The following is a 14,038-nucleotide window of genomic DNA, read 5'->3' as shown; positions in this document are numbered from 1 at the left end:
GCCGGCCGGAACCTTGAAGCCGGCACCGCCCCTCACGTCCACTCGGAACGTGCGGGGCCACGTCAGTAGATGAACAACCGGATCGTCGCCGTCGCGTCGAACCGCCCGATCTTCGGCGGCCCGAACGACTTCAGCACCGCGTCCATCAGGACGCTCTGGTTCATGACGTTGGCAGGGAATTGCGCGAGGTTGAACTGTTCGTTGAACGGAATCGCCTTGCCCTGGCTGTCCTCGATGCCGATGCCGAAATTGCTGTCCTTCGCGGGCACCAGCAAGCCGTTCTTCACCGGGTAGCTCGTTTCGAAGTACCCGTCGACGCGTACCGCGACGTTGCATTTCTTCGTCAACGACAGCGAAAACCGCTTGCGCGGCACCGCCGGCAAGAAGCCGTTGCCCACCGCCTGCACCTGTCCGAAATTGACGATGCCCGGCTCGGGCGTCACGAGCACGTCGACGAAGCACGGCGTCGGCTTGAGATTGCGCAGGCCGCTCAGCCGGTACTGGAAGCTCGGGTTGATCGCATTCAGCCCCTTCGCCCCGTCGAACTGGAATACCGTATAGATATCGCTCGGCGGTTGCACCCATGAACCGCGCTTGCGAACCACTACCTGATAGGCGATATCGATCGGGACTCTCGGGCAACGACCCGCGCTCAGTTCGCGGTCGGTACATGCCGGAACCGTCTTGCCGGTCGGCACGCCCGTGCCAGGCTGGCTCCCCGCGCCGAAATAGTCGGTGCCCTGATAGCGGATGCCGATCTCGAGCCCCCAGGCTGCCGGGTTCTGCTTGTTCGGATTCGCGTAGAACGAGATCGGGTCATCGATGTCGATATTGCCCTTGCCGCCAAGATCCTTGAAGCAGTAGCCCGTCGTCGAACGCACCGGCGACACCCAGATGACATAACCATCCGGTGCATCCGTCGGATAGGACGCCACGCCCCCGATCGGTTCCGTCATCGATGTCGCGCCGCTGCTGGTCACGCAACGTACCGCCAACGCAGGCTGCATGGCGGCGATCAGCACCGCGAACATCGCCCAGCGCAGCCAGAACACCATCGATCGGCTTCCCTGTTGCCCGTGCCCGCTCATTTCTTCACGCTCTTGCAGGCACCCGCGTCGCACGCATACTCGACCGCCACCTGGCCGCCGTAATCGTCGATATGCGTGATGAACAGCGTCGACGGCGTCGCGGCCTTGAACGGCACGTCGGCCGTGCTCATCGGGCTCACCATCACCGGCTCGATCGGCACCGGCGTCTTCTGCGCGCCCGCGCTCACGTCGACCACCGTCACGTGGTACGGCGTCGGGTTGTCGAACACGAGCTTGTGCGCGGCCGAATCGACACGCAGCGTCATCGGCAGCGTCCAGTCCTCGTCGCGCGCGGGCTGCACGGCCTTCGGCCGGTAGAACAGCTTCATCTGCGTATGCAGCGCGATCTGCAGCGTGTTCGGCGTATCGGTCTTCGGCGGCACTTCGCGGATGTTCAGGTAGAACACCGATTCGCGATCGGCCGGCAGCTCGGTGCCCGGCAGCTTCGCGATCCGCAGCACGTTGCGCTCGTTCGCCTCGACGCGCTGCAGCGGCGGCACGACCATCAGCGGCGACGTGATCTTGTTGCCTTTCGCGTCCTCGAGCCACGACTGCACGAGATACGGATACGTCGTGCTCTTGTTCGTGATCGTGACGATCGCGGCCTGTTCGCCTTCGTTGAAGATCACGCGCGTGCGGTCGGGCACGATCGCCGCATGTGCGGCGCCCGCGAGCAGGGTGCCGGCGGTTGCAAGCACGCACCACGCGCGCCGCGGAAAGGAAAGGGAAAAAACGTTCTTCATCGCTGGATCCATGAAATCATCGTTCGACCCGCGCGGCCGCTGCATGCGACTCGCCGGGCGTCTGGCACGTCACCGGGATCGGCGTGCCTTCGAGCTGGAGCTGGTTCGGCAGGGCATCGACCGTGCAGAGCGTGCGTTCGCCCGCACGCACCGCCAGCGTCGACTTCGGCTGAACCTGGGTCAGGAACGCCGCACCCGCTTCGCCGACGATGCCGAGTTCCTTGCCGTTCGCCGCGTCCTGCACCGACGCACCGAACGGCAGCGGCTTGCCGGCCGCATCGGTCAGCGTCAGGTACAGGTTGCTGCCGCGCGCGGCGGAGAACTTCACGAAGCCGATCGCGCCGTCGGTCAGCACCATGCGCTGGATCGGGTTCGTCACCTGCACTTCGAGCGGCAGCTTCTCGACGTTGACGGTCGCGTCGTACACGTTGTACGGCGAGATGCCGTCGAGCACCGCATAGCCGCGCGAATCGGTGTGCGCGAGCGTGCCGGACAGCGGCACGTCGGGCACGCCGTCGGTGGACACCAGCAGGCGCGTATCGCCCGCATTGCCGTTCGCATGCGCGGACACGCCGTACTGCGTCGCGACGAACGAGCCGTCGACTTCGAGCGACGCGGCCGCATACGCATTGGCGAGCGTCGACGCCTGCGCGGTGAGCTGGTACGCCGACGTGCGTTGGCGGAAGCTCGCGTTCGCCGACGGGCGGCCATCGGTTTCGCCCGCATTGACCTGGTAGGTGCGGCCGGCCGGATCGTCGTAGATGTAACCGGCGTTCACGCTCGTGCTGCCGCTGCCCGTCGTCACGTTCGACGTGACGGTGTGGCGGCCGCCGATCGGCAGCGTGGCCGTCACCGAGAACTGGTTGCCGCTCGCGCCCGCACTCTGCGTACGGAATGCCGACATGCTGACGTTCACGTTGCGCAGCGTGCCGATCGAGAACGCGCGCGTCAGCGTGATGCCGACTCGCTGCTCGGACGAGCGCGCCCAGTAGGTTGTCTGGTCGTACGAGAAATAGGTCGACGTATCGCCGAAGCGCTTCGACATCGTCGCCGAATAGCGCTGCTTGCTGTTGGCGAGGCCGTACGCGGTCGGGTCGCCGGAGAACTGCGCGAAATTCGTGTATTCGCGTTCGGAAAAACGATAGCCGAAGAAGCGCACGTCGGCGTCGAGCCCGTCGAAGTGCTTCGAATAATTGATGCGATACGAGTTGCCGTTGCGCGTCACGCCGTTCCACCACAGGCGCGCCCGTGCATGCGTGACGTCGGCCGACACCGCGCCGAACGCGCCGAAATCGCGGCCGACGCCGAGCGCGATCGACGTATAGCCCGACGCGGCGATAAAGCCGCCGTACGCGGTGACGTCGAACGGCAGGCCGTACGCGATTTCGCCGAAACCGAAGAACGGCGTGATGCCAGCGCTGCCGAACAGGCGCGGCTTGCCGACCGCGGCCTTGTAGCGCAACTGCCCGGTGCGCGCGAGGAACGGCACGGCGGCCGTCGTCACCTGGAAGCGCTGGACGCTGCCGTCCTCTTCCTCGACCGCGACGTCGAGCGTGCCCTGCACGCTCGTGTTGATGTTCTGCAGCGCGAAGGCGCCCGGCGACACGCGCGTCACGTACAGCACGCGGCCCGCCTGCGACACGGTCACGGTCGCGTTGGTGCGCGCGACGCCCGAGATCAGCGGCGCATAGCCGCGCAGCGACGGCGGCAGCATGCGGTCGTCGCTGCGGATCGACGCGCCCGTCAGCGCGAACGTGTCGAAGATGTCGGAGGTCAGGTAGTCGTCGCCGAACGTCACCGTCGACTGGATCGACGGCAACGCGCGAAATGCATACAGCCGGCTGAAGCGGAACGTGCGGTCCGCGTACGCCGTATTGCCCACGTTCGATTGCGCCTGGTAGTCGCCGCGAAAGCGCCATGCATCCCAGTTCGCGCCAACCGTCCCGTAGGCCTGGATCGAATTCGTCTGGCTGCCGCCCGCACCGAAGTTGCGGTTCGTGTTCGCGATCACGCGATAGTCGAGCATCGCGCCCGGAATCCCTTCGGACCAGCGCTCCGGCGGCAGGTAGGTCGAATCGGTGAATTCGAGGGCGGCCTGCGGAATCGTGATCTTGAGCCGCCCGTCGCTTTTCAGGTAACGCACGGTCGCGCCCTCGATCGCACCGAGGTCGACGCAACGTCCGCCCTGGAAGCGCGGCAGGTCCTTCGCGAGCGACGGCTTCAGCCCGAACTGCGCGACGAGCTCCGGCCGCAGGCACGGCTTGCCCGCGCCCGACGCGTCGACGGCGATGAACTCGATCGATTGCAGCCCGTAGAACAGGTCGTTGACCTGCACGTCGAGCATGTATTCGCCCGGCAACGTGAAGTCCGCCTGCGAGAACTGCGACAGGTCGACGTTGTTCGTGCCGTCGATGTTCAGGAACGACGAATTGAATTCCGTCGCATGGCTCTGGCTGCCGACGACCAGCACGGAGACGCAAAGGAAGGAATGTCTGATTCGCACGCGGCGCTACCGGAAGTCCGAGGAAAAGGGAAAACGGGAGGACGGAAGAAGGAGGAAGGGATGCACGCATCCCTCCTCCGGTACGGACGCTTACTGGTAGCGGACCGTGAAGTTCGCGACGCCGTCGGCGGTACCCGGCGTCACGCCGGCTGCCGTCGCTTCGTACATGGCTGCGAAGCGTGCGATGTTCGTGCCGTTCTGCAGCACGGTCGGTGCCTTCTGCTCGGCGCCGTTGTCGAGGTACTCACCCGATGCAGCCTGCAGGCGGATGCCGACGTTGGTTGCCGAACCGATCGTGGCGAGCAGCTTCGGCTGGCCTGCGCTCGACGTGCCCGTGAACGTGAAGTACGCGTTCTGCGCGATGCTGGTGTCGCAGTCGGTCAGCTTGATGTCGAAATTGGTCGGCGTGGACTTGTCGCCGGCTTGCTTGAACACGTTGGTCGGCACCTTGCCGAGGTTCACGGTCTGGTTGACCGAGCCCGAGTCGATGCCGCATGCGCCCGCGACGATCTCGCCCGTGAAGTTGATCGTGCCGGTGCCCGCTGCGAAGGCCGAGGTCGACAGGGCCGCGAGTGCGACAGCGGTCAGGATGGATTTTTTCATGACGTTTCCCGTAAGGACTGCAAATTGAGTGGACAACGTGGCGGACATAAACGGCAGCGCATGGTTGGCTCCCGTCCGTCACGAGGCGGCATTATCGAGATAATCATGAAAGATTTCTGTAAATCATTGTCAAATGGTTCTGACAATGTCCGATTTACCGCTCTAAAACCGCATTCTTTCCTTCCAATTTTCAATCCGGGATTTTTTATCCGCAGTCCTTTTTTATTTTCCGGAACCGTTTGAAGATTAAGGGGTTTTCTCCAAGATAACCGACGGCACCCCGCTTCTCCTTTCCAGCATTGGCCCGGACGGGATCCACCCCGAAAAAGACAAAATATTGTCAAATGCCGCCATCGTTGTCCGGCGGCAACATTGAAATCGAATCATTTTCAACTGACAGGAAATTAACCGAGGCCCTTCATCAATCCCGATTTATCGCGCAAACGATTGCGAAAAGAATACAAACGTTTTACTGCGACACTTTGCCACCCCGATTAATTCCAATGCATTGATTAATCCGGCCGTCAATTCCCGATCGGGAATCGTGCGTATGCGCGTGCGTCGGAGCGCGATTTGCCGGCCTGGATCGACGAGACGAAACGATGAGAATGTGCCGCACACGTTTGCGCCGGCGGGCGACACGATCGGTCGCCGGATGCGGGGTGTCGCGCAAGGCGCACCTCCGCCCTGCCGCGCGATAAAAATGTGTGTGGATGGCTCGCTGGACAGCGAAAGGAAACGCCGGAAGCGATCGGCGATACGACGGGCGGCACGACCGGCGTGTCGGCGGCCGCCCGTCGAATCGTGCGGCCGCCGTCATGTTGCCCGATGCGTCACCGCACCGGGCAACCGATCTCACATCATGCGGAAGCCGCGGCCTCTGCCGAGGCCGGCGCCCAGCCGCCGCCGAGCGCACGGTACAGCGCGATTGCGTTCGCGAGCCTCAACTGCCTGAGCCGGATCAGCTCCTGCCCCGACTCGTACGTGCTGCGCTGCGCATCGAGCAGTTCGAGATAGGTCGCGACCCCGCCCGCATAACGACGCTCCGCAAGCTTCAGCCGCGCACCGTCCGCCGCATTGACGTCCTGTTGCGCAGCCAGCTGGCGATCGATCCAGTCGCGCGCGACGAACGCGTCGGCCACTTCGCGGAATGCCGTCTGCACGGTTTTCTCGTACTCGGCGACCGCGATGTGCTTGCGCGCGTTCGCGACATCGAGGTTCGCGCGATTGCGCCCACCCGCGAAGATCGGCAGCGTGATGCGCGGCGCGAACGTCCATACGCTCGTGCCGGCCGCGAACAGGCTCGAGAACGCGTCGCTCACCGAGCCGTAGTCGGTCGTCAGCGCGATACGCGGAAAGAACGCCGCGCGCGCGGCGCCGATCTGCGCGTTCGCGGCCTTGAGCCGCGCCTCGGCCTGCCGGATGTCCGGCCGCCGTTCGAGCAGTTCGCTCGGCGCGCCCGGCGCGACAGGTGCGATCGACAGCGTGTCGAGCGCAGTCGCGTCGTCGGGCACGTTGCGTGCGAAATCGCCCGCCAGCAGCTGCAGCGACCGTACCGCCTGCGCATGCTCGCGCTGCAGCGCGGCCTGCGATGCGCGTGCGGACGCCACCAGCATCTCGGCCGAGCGCAGCTCGATCGCGTCGCTCGTGCCGGCCGCGTAGCGGCGCTGCGTGAGCGCGGCCATACGCTCGCGTGCGTCGAGCGTGCGCTGCGCCAGCGCCAGCTGCTCGTGCAGCGAACGCTCCGATACGTAGGCGCCCGCCACTTCCGCGATCACGCCGATGCGGACCGTGCGCTGCGCATCGGCCGTCGCGAAATACTCGGCGAGCGCTGCATCGGACAGGTTGCGTACGCGGCCGAACAGGTCGAGCTCGTATGCACTGACGCCGACGCCCGCGCGATACAGCCCGCTGATCGCGCTTTCGCGCACGACCGGGTCGTACTGCCGTGTGCGTTCATAGCCGAGATTCGCATCGACCGACGGCATCAGGTCCGCGCGCTGCACGCCGTACAGCGCACGTGCTTCCTCGAGCCGGCCGGCCGCGATCCGCAGGTCGCGGTTGTTCGCGAGTGCCGCGTCGATCCACGCCTGCAGCCCCGGATCGGTGAAATAGGCATGCCAGTCGTCGAGCAGCGCGGCATCCTGCGCCGCCGCCGGTTCGCCGGCCGGTACATAGGTCGCCGGCACCGGCGCCGCCGGGCGCTCGTAACGCGGCGCGAGCGAGCATCCGGCGAGCGCGAGCGCGGCGGCCAGCGCGACCTGAACCCGCAGCGCGGCGCGTGCATTCAGCGCAAACATCATGGTTGCGAACCCTCCATCGCCGCCGGCTTCGCCCCGCCGCGCCGGCGCGGGCCGACGTCGAACAGGCGGCCGACGATCACGAAAAACAGCGGGACGAGGAACACCGCGAGCACGGTCGCCGTGATCACGCCGCCGAGCACACCGGTGCCGATCGCCATCTGCGCGCCCGACGCCGCCCCCGTCGCGAACGCGAGCGGCAGCACGCCGACGCCGAACGCAAGCGACGTCATCACGATCGGCCGCAGCCGCAGGCGCGCGGCCTCGAGCGCCGCGTCGACGAGCGACATGCGCTGCGCAACGAGATCCTTAGCGACCTCGACGATCAGGATCGCGTTCTTCGCGGACAACCCGATCGTCGCGATCAGCCCCACCTTGAAATAGATGTCGTTCGGCATCATCCGCAGCGTGACGCCGAGCACCGCGCCGATCACGCCGAGCGGGACGACCAGCATCACCGCGAACGGAATCGACCAGCTCTCGTACAACGCCGCGAGCGCGAGGAACACGACGAGCACCGACAGCGCGAACAGCATCGGCGCCTGCGCGCCCGACAGCCGCTCCTCGAACGACTGCCCCGACCACGCGTAGCCGATGCCGGCCGGCAGCTTCGCGGCGATTTTCTCGATTGCGGTCATCGCTTCGCCGCTGCTGTGGCCTGCCGCGGCCGAACCGTTGATCGTGAACGACGGGTAGCCGTTGTAGCGCGTGAGCTGCGGCGGCCCGAGCGTCCAGTGCAACGTCGTGAACGCCGCGAGCGGCACCATCTCGCCGCGCGCGTTGCGCACGCGCAGCTTCTTCACGTCGTCCGGATCGAGCCGGTGCACCCCGTCGGCCTGCACCATCACGCGCCGCACCTGCGTGCCGTGCATGAAGTCGCCGATGTAGTCGGAGCCGAACATCACCGCGAGCGTCGTGTTGATCTCGTCCATCGACACGCCGAGCGCGGACGCCTTCGCGCGATCGATGTCGAGCTTCAGTTGCGGCGCATCCTGCGTGCCCGCGAACATCAGGTCGGTGAGCGCGCGATCCTTGCCGCCTGCCGCGAGCAGCTGCTCGCGCGCGGCGCTGAATGTCGCGTAGTCGAGCCCGCCGCGGTTCTGCAACCGGAAGTCGAAGCCGCTCGACGAGCCGAGATCGGGCAGCGCCGGCGAGTTCATCGCGAACACCGTCGTGTTCGGCGTGCCCGCGAAGCGCTCGTTGATGCGCGCGACGATCGACTGCACGTGATCGTGCACGGCCTTGCGCTCCTTCCAGTTCTTCAGCGTGACGAAGATCATCCCGCCGTTCGGCCCTTCGCCGTACAGGTTGAAGCCGCCGAGCGCGAACGTATACGCGGCCGGTTCATCCTTGCGGATGTACGACTCGACCTCGCGCACGCTCTGCATCGTTTCCGCGAGCGGCGTGCCTTGCGGGCGGATCACCATCACCATGAAATTGCCCTGGTCCTCGTCCGGCAGGAACGCGGTCGGCAGCTGCGTGAGCATCAGCGCCGCGGCCGCGGTCAGCGCACCGTAGACGACGAGCCAGCGCACCGGCTTCTTCAGCATCGTGCCGACGCGCGTCGCATAGCGCTGCGTCGCGCGTGCGACGAAGCGGTTGAACCAGCCGAAGAAGCCGCGCTTCTCGTGATGGTCGCCGGACACCGGCTTGAGCAGCGTCGCGCACAGCGCGGGCGTCAGCGACAGCGCGAGGAACGCCGAGAAGCCGATCGACACCGCGAGCGACAGCGCGAACTGCCGGTAGATGTTGCCCACCGCACCGCCGAAGAACGCCATCGGTAGGAACACCGACGTCAGCACCACGGTGATCCCGATGATCGCGCCGCTGATCTGCTTCATCGCCTTGACGGTCGCGTCGTACGGATCGAGCCCTTCCTCGACCATCAGCCGCTCGACGTTCTCGACGACGACGATCGCGTCGTCGACGAGGATGCCGATCGCGAGCACCATGCCGAACATCGTCAGCACGTTGATCGAGAAACCGGCTGCATACATCACACCGAACGTGCCCGCGAGCGCGACCGGCACGACGAGCGTCGGAATCAGCGTCGCGCGCAGGTTCTGCATGAACAGGAACATCACGAGGAACACCAGCACGCCGGCCTCGATCAGCGTCGTGACGACCTTGTTCATCGACACGCGCACGAACGACGACGTCTCGTACGGAATCTGGTATTTCACGCCCGGCGGGAAGTACGCGGACAGCTCGTCCATCGTCGCGCGCACGCGCTTCTCGGTGGACACCGCGTTCGAGCCCGGCGCGAGCTTGATGCCCATCCCGGTCGCGACCTTGCCATTCACGTACGACGGATAGTTGTAGTCGTTGCCGCCGAACTCGATGCGCGCGACGTCACGCAGGAACAGCGCGGAGCCGTCGGGTTGCGCGCGCAGCGCGATCGCGCCGAAATCGGCCGGCGTCTTCAGCGGCGCGTCGGCAAACACGGTCGCCGCGATCGGCGCGCTGTCCGGCACCGCGCTGCGGCCGATGTCGCCGATCGTCACGCGCGCGTTGTGCGCACGCACGGCCGATGCGATGTCCGACGCGGTGAGGCCGTGCCCGGCCATCTTCACCGGGTCGGGCCAGATCCGCATCGCATATTCGGCGCCCCAGAACTGCACCTTGCCGACACCCTCGACGCGGCGCAGCGCCTGCACGACGTTCGCCGACGCATACTCGCCGAGCTGCACCGCGGTCATCCGGCCGTCTTCCGACGTCAGCGACACGACGAGCTGGATGTTGTCGGCGGCCTTCTCGACCTGGATGCCGTCCCGGCGCACGGGTTCGGGCAAGCGTGCGTCGACCGTCTTCAGCCGGTTCTGCACTTCGACGGCCGCGAGATCGGCGTTCACGCCCTGCTTGAACGTCAGGTACAGCGACGCCATCCCGGCGCTGCTCGTCGCCGACGTATACATCAGCCCCGGCGCGCCGTTCATCTCGCGCTCGATCAGCGCGGTCACCGATTCCTCGACGACCTGCGCGGACGCGCCCGGGTACGTCGCATAGATGCTGACGACGGGCGGTGCGATGTCCGGGTACTGCGCCACGGGCAGCGCGCGAATCGCGAACAGGCCGCCCAGCATGATGAAGATGGCGATCACCCACGCAAAGACGGGGCGATCGATAAAGAAACGTGCCATGTTGGTTTGAACCGGTCAGGTTTGACGGGCGGCCGCCTGCGAAGCGGCCGCTGCCGGCGCCGCCTGCGGCGGCGCCTTCTCGACGGGCTTGACGGCCGTGTCGGGCGCGAACTGCGCGGCGTTGTCGACGATCACGCGCTCGCCGCCCGCGAGGCCGCGCGTGACGCGCCAGTCATGGCCGCTCATCTGGTCGGCCGTGACCTCGACGTCCTTGACCTTGCCGTTCGTGCCGACCACGCGCACCGACGTGCGGTCGGTCGTGCGCAGCAGCGCGTCGCGCGGGACGAGGATCGCCCGCTGGTCGACCGCCGTGTCGAGCGCGATCCGTACGTACGCACCGGGCAGCAGTTCGCGCTCCGGATTCGGGAACAGCGCGCGCATCGCGACGGTGTCGGTGGTCGGGTCGACCGCGAGATCGCTGAACAGCAGCTTGCCCTTCAGCGGATACGCGGTGCCGTCGGCGCGCAGCAGCGTCACCGCGACGTCGTGCTGCGCGATGCCCGTCGCCCGCCCGCTCTTCACCGCGCGGCGCAGCGCATCGACATCGGCGGCCGGCTGCGAGAAGTTCACGTAGATCGGATCGAGCTGCTCGACGGTCGTGAGCGGCGTCGCCTGGTCCTGGCCGACGAGCGCGCCTTCGGTCACGAGCGCACGTCGCGCACGACCCGCGATCGGCGCGGTGACGGTCGCATAGTCGAGCTGCAACTGCGCACGCGCGAGCTCGGCCTTCGCGGAAGCGACTTCGGCCTTCGCCTGCGTGTCGGCCGCGACGGCCTCGGTGTGGTCGCGCTCGCTCACCGCGCGATCGCGCACGAGATCGTCGTAGCGGCGGCGCTTGTCGGTCGCCGCGAGCGCGGCGGCCTGCGCCTTCGCGAGCGCGCCCTGCGCGGCGTCGCGTGCGGCCTTCAGCGGCGCGGGATCGATGCGGAACAGCACCGCGCCCTGCTTCACTTCCTGGCCTTCCTCGTAAGTACGCGCGGTGACGATGCCCGCGACCCGCGCGCGCACTTCCGCCTGCCGGAATGCGTCGAGCCGGCCCGGCAGCTCGACCGTCATCGGCACGGCCGTCGGATGCACCGTCACGACGGTAGCCTGCTTCGCGGTCTCCGGCGCGGCATCCTTGTCGCCCTTTCCACATCCGGTCAGGGCCAGCACGGCCGCCAACGCGAACGGCGCCAGACGGTGGCGCGACAGGGAGCGATTGTTATTCATAGTGACCTCGGATCGTTCACCGCCGATAAAATGCGGCGGCTCAGGGTGGCCGATTATAATCAGTCACGACTGATTAATTAAACGCTGTTTCAAACTGACCGACACACTGTCTCAATAAAACGACAGCGAACTGTAAGGAAATTCACGCCATGGCCCGCAAGACCCGGGAAGAATCGCTCGCCATCAAGCACCGGATCCTCGACGCCGCCGAGCTCGTGCTGCTCGAAAGAGGCGTCGCGCAAACCGCGATGGCGGATCTCGCGGAGGCTGCCGGGATGTCGCGCGGCGCCGTCTACGGCCACTACCGCAACAAGATGGAAGTGTGTCTGGCGATGTGCGACCGCGCGTTCGCGCGCACGTCGGAAGGTTTCGACGCGGGCGACGGGCTGCCGCCGCTCGCCACGCTGCGGCGCGCCGCGTCGCACTATCTGCAGGAATGCGGCGAGCCGGGCCCGATGCAGCGCGTGCTCGTGATTCTCTATACGAAGTGCGAGCAGAGCGAGGAAAACGGCGCGCTGCAGCGGCGCCGCATGCTGCTCGAATTGCAGATGCTGCGAATCACGAAGGCACTGCTGCGGCGGGCGATCACGGCCGGCGAACTCGCCGCCGATCTCGACGTGCACCTGGCCGCCGTCTATCTCGTGTCGCTGCTCGAAGGCGTATTCGCGTCGATGATCTGGACCAACCGGCTGCGCGGCAACCTGTGGAACGACGCCGAAGCGATGCTCGACGCCGGCTTCGATACCGTTCGCACGTCGGCCGCATTGCACGGCCGCGCGCAAAAATTGCCAGACTGACGAAAAACGTCGTAACAAATGCTGATTTAACCCGATTTACCGCACTGCGAAACGAATGAGTTGACCCCCTTTAAAATTTTTAACGTTTCGCGGAACATCGGTAGACTGACGCTGTCATCTTTCTTTAGCGTCTTCGTGATAACCGGGTACGACCCGGTATGCACGCCGCCGTTCGAAGCGGGCCCGCCCCGCGCGTTGGGTCGAACGGAAACGACACGGGCCCCTGGCGGGGCCTGTTTTGTTGCACGCCCGCCGCCCGCCCCGTCTCCGCTCGACGGATGTTGCCGCCGGCGGCCCCTGCCCACACCCCTTTGAACCGCTTTCCTGGATGTGGACACCTTGGTCAAGTCAGCCGCTACCCCTGATGCTTTCGCGCCCGGCCGCGCGCAGCGCGTCGTGCGCGCGCTCGTGCCGGCCGCCGTGCTCGGCGCCCTCGCCGCATTCGGCCTCGCCGCTGCGCTGCCGGCCGTGTCGCAACTGCCCGGCGCCGTCGATTCGGGCACGGCCGCGCTGCCGCAGCGCGTGCTGTCCGATACGCCGTTTCCCACCGCGCAGCATTTCGTGACGAGCGAACTCGCGCGCACGATCGGCGAGCGCAACGAACACGCCGACCGCAACGACCGCAGCCTGCAGCCGGGCCTGTTCGCACCGCTCAGCGCGCATCGCAACGACATGCTCGGCTATGCGAGCCTGTTCCAGTTCGCGCCGCCCGAGAACCAGCACGGCATGCGCGCAGGCGATATCGAGCTCACGCTGTCCGATACGTTGAACCGCCTCGACGTACCGCCCGAAGTGCGCATCCAGCTCGGCGATCTCGTGACCGGCAAGGTCGCGATGCGTGCAAGTGCCCAGCGCGGCGACTATTACCGCCTCGCGTTCGACGCGAACGGCGGCACGCCGCGCCTCACCGCGCTCGAGCTGCGCGTCGCCGGCCGCACGTTCGGCGCGATCTGGTTCCGCGCGCCGGGCGCCGAGCATGGCGCGTACTACACGCTCGACGGCTCGCCGCTCGAAGCCGCCGCGTTCACGATGCCGGTCAAGTGGACGCGCATCAGCTCGTTCTTCGGCGAGCGCATTCATCCGTTGTCGCAGGCGATGGCGTTCCACACGGGCGTCGACCTCGCCGCGCCGAGCGGCACGCCCGTCGACGCGGCGGCCGACGGCGTCGTGTCGTTCGTCGGCACCGATCCGGGCGGCTATGGCCACTACGTGATCGTCGATCATGCGGACGGCTATTCGACCTACTACGCGCACCTGTCCGCATTCGCCCGCGGGCTCAAGACCGGCGAAACCGTGAAGCAGGGCCAGCGCATCGGCTCGGTCGGGATGACGGGCGCCGCGACGGGCCCGCACCTGCATTTCGAGGTGCGTGTCGCGAACGATCCGGTCGACCCGCTCGTCACGCTCGCCAGCGCGCAGACGGCGCTGTCCGACATGCAGCTCACCGCGTTCCGCCAGGAAGCCGCGCAATGGCGGTTCCGCCTGGCGTCGATCAGTACGGCGCCGTTCGCGTTCGCGCTGAACGACGGCCCGCTGTGGGGCGATTTCGCGATCGACAAGTCGACGCTGCGCGCGGTCTTCAACACGCACTACTCGGCGTCGTGACGCACGTGCCGCCCGCGGCGGCGACGCGCTGACGTTTCGCCGGCCGC

At 66.6% G+C, this 14,038-nt stretch carries 9 protein-coding genes; 2 read left to right on the top strand and 7 right to left on the bottom strand.

Annotated elements, in window-relative coordinates; all coding sequences use genetic code 11:
- Positions 1 to 62: 62 nt before the first annotated feature.
- From AC5LXK_RS08515 to AC5LXK_RS08485, 7 genes are all read right to left on the bottom strand, one after another.
- The gene (locus AC5LXK_RS08515; RefSeq protein WP_493388437.1) at positions 63 to 1,088 is read right to left on the bottom strand and encodes a fimbrial protein; all 1,026 of its coding nucleotides are present in this window, start codon (positions 1,086 to 1,088) and stop codon (positions 63 to 65) included.
- Positions 1,085 to 1,831 carry a fimbrial biogenesis chaperone gene (locus AC5LXK_RS08510; protein WP_493388436.1) on the bottom strand — a complete coding sequence of 249 codons (747 nt, stop codon included), beginning with the start codon at positions 1,829 to 1,831 and terminating at the stop codon, positions 1,085 to 1,087. Before AC5LXK_RS08510 ends, AC5LXK_RS08515 begins: the two co-directional genes overlap by 4 nt.
- Before the next feature lie 16 nt (positions 1,832 to 1,847).
- A complete protein-coding gene (locus tag AC5LXK_RS08505; RefSeq protein WP_493388434.1) occupies positions 1,848 to 4,334 on the bottom strand; it encodes a fimbria/pilus outer membrane usher protein in 2,487 nt (828 codons plus the stop codon).
- 90 nt (positions 4,335 to 4,424) lie between these two features.
- Complete coding sequence (locus AC5LXK_RS08500) at positions 4,425 to 4,937, bottom strand: fimbrial protein (protein ID WP_034186931.1); 513 nt, start codon at positions 4,935 to 4,937, stop codon at positions 4,425 to 4,427.
- Between the two features lie 860 nt (positions 4,938 to 5,797).
- The gene (locus AC5LXK_RS08495) at positions 5,798 to 7,237 is read right to left on the bottom strand and encodes an efflux transporter outer membrane subunit (RefSeq protein WP_493391202.1); all 1,440 of its coding nucleotides are present in this window, start codon (positions 7,235 to 7,237) and stop codon (positions 5,798 to 5,800) included.
- Positions 7,237 to 10,377 (bottom strand): multidrug efflux RND transporter permease subunit, encoded by a 3,141-nt coding sequence (locus AC5LXK_RS08490; protein WP_493388433.1) that lies wholly within the window; start codon positions 10,375 to 10,377, stop codon positions 7,237 to 7,239. The genes AC5LXK_RS08495 and AC5LXK_RS08490 overlap by 1 nt, the downstream gene beginning before the upstream one ends.
- Before the next feature lie 15 nt (positions 10,378 to 10,392).
- Positions 10,393 to 11,589, bottom strand: coding sequence for a MexX/AxyX family multidrug efflux RND transporter periplasmic adaptor subunit (locus AC5LXK_RS08485; RefSeq protein ID WP_493388432.1), 1,197 nt, complete (start codon positions 11,587 to 11,589; stop codon positions 10,393 to 10,395).
- Between the two features lie 149 nt (positions 11,590 to 11,738).
- On the opposite strand from AC5LXK_RS08485, the gene AC5LXK_RS08480 reads away from it, so the two are divergent.
- Positions 11,739 to 12,386 (top strand): TetR family transcriptional regulator, encoded by a 648-nt coding sequence (locus AC5LXK_RS08480; RefSeq protein WP_493388431.1) that lies wholly within the window; start codon positions 11,739 to 11,741, stop codon positions 12,384 to 12,386.
- A 339-nt stretch (positions 12,387 to 12,725) separates the two neighbouring features.
- Positions 12,726 to 13,991, top strand: a complete 1,266-nt coding sequence (locus tag AC5LXK_RS08475) for a M23 family metallopeptidase (RefSeq protein ID WP_493388430.1) — start codon at positions 12,726 to 12,728, stop codon at positions 13,989 to 13,991.
- Positions 13,992 to 14,038: the final 47 nt, after the last annotated feature.

It is taken from the genome of Burkholderia pulmonis, assembly GCF_984667975.1.
This window is presented reverse-complemented; position numbering and strand designations above follow the sequence as displayed.

Excerpts from the sequence above, each read along its gene's own strand:
- AC5LXK_RS08515 (WP_493388437.1), bottom strand. The coding sequence starts at position 1,088 with ATGAGCGGGCACGGGCAACAGGGAAGCCGATCGATGGTGTTCTGGCTG.
- AC5LXK_RS08510 (WP_493388436.1), bottom strand. The coding sequence starts at position 1,831 with ATGAAGAACGTTTTTTCCCTTTCCTTTCCGCGGCGCGCGTGGTGCGTG.
- AC5LXK_RS08500 (WP_034186931.1), bottom strand. The coding sequence starts at position 4,937 with ATGAAAAAATCCATCCTGACCGCTGTCGCACTCGCGGCCCTGTCGACC.
- AC5LXK_RS08495 (WP_493391202.1), bottom strand. The coding sequence starts at position 7,237 with ATGTTTGCGCTGAATGCACGCGCCGCGCTGCGGGTTCAGGTCGCGCTG.
- AC5LXK_RS08490 (WP_493388433.1), bottom strand. The coding sequence starts at position 10,377 with ATGGCACGTTTCTTTATCGATCGCCCCGTCTTTGCGTGGGTGATCGCC.
- AC5LXK_RS08485 (WP_493388432.1), bottom strand. The coding sequence starts at position 11,589 with ATGAATAACAATCGCTCCCTGTCGCGCCACCGTCTGGCGCCGTTCGCG.
- AC5LXK_RS08480 (WP_493388431.1), top strand. The coding sequence starts at position 11,739 with ATGGCCCGCAAGACCCGGGAAGAATCGCTCGCCATCAAGCACCGGATC.